This window comes from Methanoculleus sp. UBA413 (assembly GCF_002502935.1).
GTDB lineage: Archaea > Halobacteriota > Methanomicrobia > Methanomicrobiales > Methanoculleaceae > Methanoculleus > Methanoculleus bourgensis.
On sequence record NZ_DAQR01000097.1, the window covers coordinates 954 to 3235 of the forward strand.

The 2282-nt window shown below is 60.8% G+C and carries 5 protein-coding genes; 2 read left to right on the forward strand and 3 right to left on the reverse strand.

Features of this window, described 5'->3' with window-relative positions; all coding sequences use genetic code 11:
* Positions 1-257: nucleotidyltransferase family protein (locus BP858_RS07935; RefSeq protein WP_286879233.1), on the reverse strand; the 257-nt coding region annotated here is incomplete at its 3' end.
* Positions 258-399: 142 nt separating this feature from the next.
* Complete coding sequence (locus BP858_RS07940; protein WP_286879235.1) at positions 400-690, reverse strand: HepT-like ribonuclease domain-containing protein; 291 nt, start codon at positions 688-690, stop codon at positions 400-402.
* Between the two features lie 253 nt (positions 691-943).
* Between BP858_RS07940 and BP858_RS07945 the strand changes: the two genes are divergently transcribed.
* Both BP858_RS07945 and BP858_RS07950 read left to right on the forward strand, forming a co-directional pair.
* Positions 944-1177, forward strand: a complete 234-nt coding sequence (locus BP858_RS07945) for a DUF4258 domain-containing protein (RefSeq protein ID WP_286879237.1) — start codon at positions 944-946, stop codon at positions 1175-1177.
* Positions 1174-1419: a type II toxin-antitoxin system MqsA family antitoxin gene (locus BP858_RS07950; RefSeq protein ID WP_286879239.1), complete on the forward strand. Its 246-nt coding sequence runs from the start codon at positions 1174-1176 to the stop codon at positions 1417-1419. Before BP858_RS07945 ends, BP858_RS07950 begins: the two co-directional genes overlap by 4 nt.
* Positions 1420-1514: 95 nt before the next feature.
* Here BP858_RS07950 and BP858_RS07955 read toward each other — a convergent pair.
* On the reverse strand, positions 1515-2282 hold a 768-nt coding region (locus tag BP858_RS07955), incomplete at its 5' end, for a nucleotide sugar dehydrogenase (protein ID WP_286879240.1).

The following is a 2282-nucleotide window of genomic DNA, read 5'->3' on the forward strand; positions in this document are numbered from 1 at the left end:
TCAACCAGGTCCACCTTCCGTCCGAGAAGTTCCGAGAGATATTGCTCAAGCCTGAGAAACCCGAAGATCCCCGGCACCTCGGAGAACTCGACCAGGATGTCCACGTCGCTTCCTTCGTGCTCCTCGCCACGCCGGCACGAGCCGAAGATGCCGATGGATCCAACGTGATAGGTCTCTGCCAGGTACGCCTTCTTCTCCCGGAGAATGTCGATGATCCTCGCACATTCTCCGCCGGGCTCGCAGGTGACTCCGTCCATTCCTGATCGGGGTATGCGCCTTTCTCTCTAGTATAACTATCCCTGGAGCACGCTGGCTCGCGAGTCTGGTCCCGTGGTGGCACTCCCGGATCATATATGCCGTGCATCATGCAGAGCAGGAGGTCATCATCCTCTACACCCGTCACCGCCGCAACGCATACCGTGAGTTGTGAGATCGGGAATCCTCTTGCCCTGATCCTCCCTCTTCACCGGCAAAAAAAGCAGGACCCCTGTCTTCGCCGCCTCGGCAGGCCTTCGGGATAGAAGCTGACCGGGAGGAGAACCACGCCGCACGGTCATCCTGCAGCACCCCGTAAACCTCATCCTGGTTCAGTTTCCCGTAGACGTGGACAAGGACGTTCCTGAATCCGGCAAGGTCCGAGAGCCGGGCCCCGGGGTCTTCCGGGATCAGGCCCCTCGCAACAGCAGACACATGGGATGCAGGCGTTCCGATCAAGGCCCTGCTGGCGTTTGCAGATCGTTCTGGGGCCTCCTCTCTATCATATATGGATTACGAGCCGTGAGGCACCCTCCAGATGTGTCTCCGACCAGGAAGGTTTTAGTGTGTGTGCGACAGAGATGAACCGTAGGGGAAGAAAAGGCGTGGATCATAGCAAGGACGAGATCATCGAGCTGGTAGGCCGGGATTCGGTCATCATCTCGCATCATGCCCGGGTCAGGATGTATTGATACGCAACATCTCCACTGACGACCTCTTCTCGGCGATCAGGGCCGGCGAAATTATCGAATCGTATCTCGATGACAAGCCCTGTCCTTCCGTGCTCATGCTCGGCTTTATACGTGACCACGCGTATCATGGAGTACTCGGGATCTGCGACGATCATCTCCGGGTCATCACTGCCTACATGCCGGATGACGAACACTGGATCGATACGCGAACGAGGAGGGAGAACAAATGATTCCAGAGAGATGTACGTTCTGTAAAGGAACCCTGCAGGAAGGAAAGACCGAATTCATTGCACGGGTCGGGGACGAGATCATCGTCATCAGGGATGTCCCGGCATTCATCTGCGACCGGTGTAGCGAGGCATACTACAGCGCGGAAATTTCCCGAAAGATCGATGCCGTGATGAAGGACGCCCATAGCGGCAGGCTCTGCTGCCGGCCTCTTGCGGCCGGCGAGGTTGAACTTACCGGATGAGGCCGGCAGCACCTCTCCGGCCGGTTGCGGCAGGATTTTTTCTGCAATAATCTGCATGACGGCGGGTGTCGCCGTCTCATAATACTTTTTCCCGCTCACCAGCAGATCCCTTCTTTCCCGTCGCAGGTGAGGATCCGGCGCCCCTCGATGATGACCCGGGAGTTCATCAGGTCAAACGCCCCGTTGAGATCAGAGAACTCCGGCCACTCGGTCATCACCAGGCAGGCGTCGGCACCCCGGAGGGCGTCTGCCGCCGATGCGGCGTAGTCGATGCCGGGAAAGACCCGGCGCATCGGGGCCGCCGCAAGGGGGTCGTATGCCACGACCGCCGCCCCCCGCCGGAGGAGTTCGGCGATCACAGGGATCGCCCGGGACTCCCGGATGTCGTCGGTGTTGTCCTTGAAGGCGAGGCCGAGGACGGTGATTCGTTTCCCCCAAAGATCGCCGATCCTCTCCTCGAGGAGCCCGACCATGCGGAGCGGCTGGCGGTCGTTGACGTCGAGCACCGACCGGAGGAGTGTGGGCTCTTCACCGAGCGATTCCGCGAGGCTGACGAGGGCAGCGACGTCCTTTGGGAAGCAACTCCCCCCGAACCCGGCGCCGGCGGCGAGAAAGTGGGGGGAGACCCGGTGGTCCATCCCGACGCCCTCCATGACCTCGTAGACGTCGATCCCGAGGCGTTTGCAGACGTTCCCGACCTCATTCGAGAACGATATCTTGGTCGCGAGGAGGGCGTTTGAGGCATACTTGATCATCTCCGCGGCGGTGAGCCCGCACCGTACCACCGGGGCCGCAAGCCCCTGGTAGGCGGCGGCGACGGTGTCCCCGGAACGGCCGTCCCGGCTCCCGATCACGATCCGGTC

Excerpts from the sequence above, each read along its gene's own strand:
- BP858_RS07950 (WP_286879239.1), top strand. The coding sequence starts at position 1,174 with ATGATTCCAGAGAGATGTACGTTCTGTAAAGGAACCCTGCAGGAAGGA.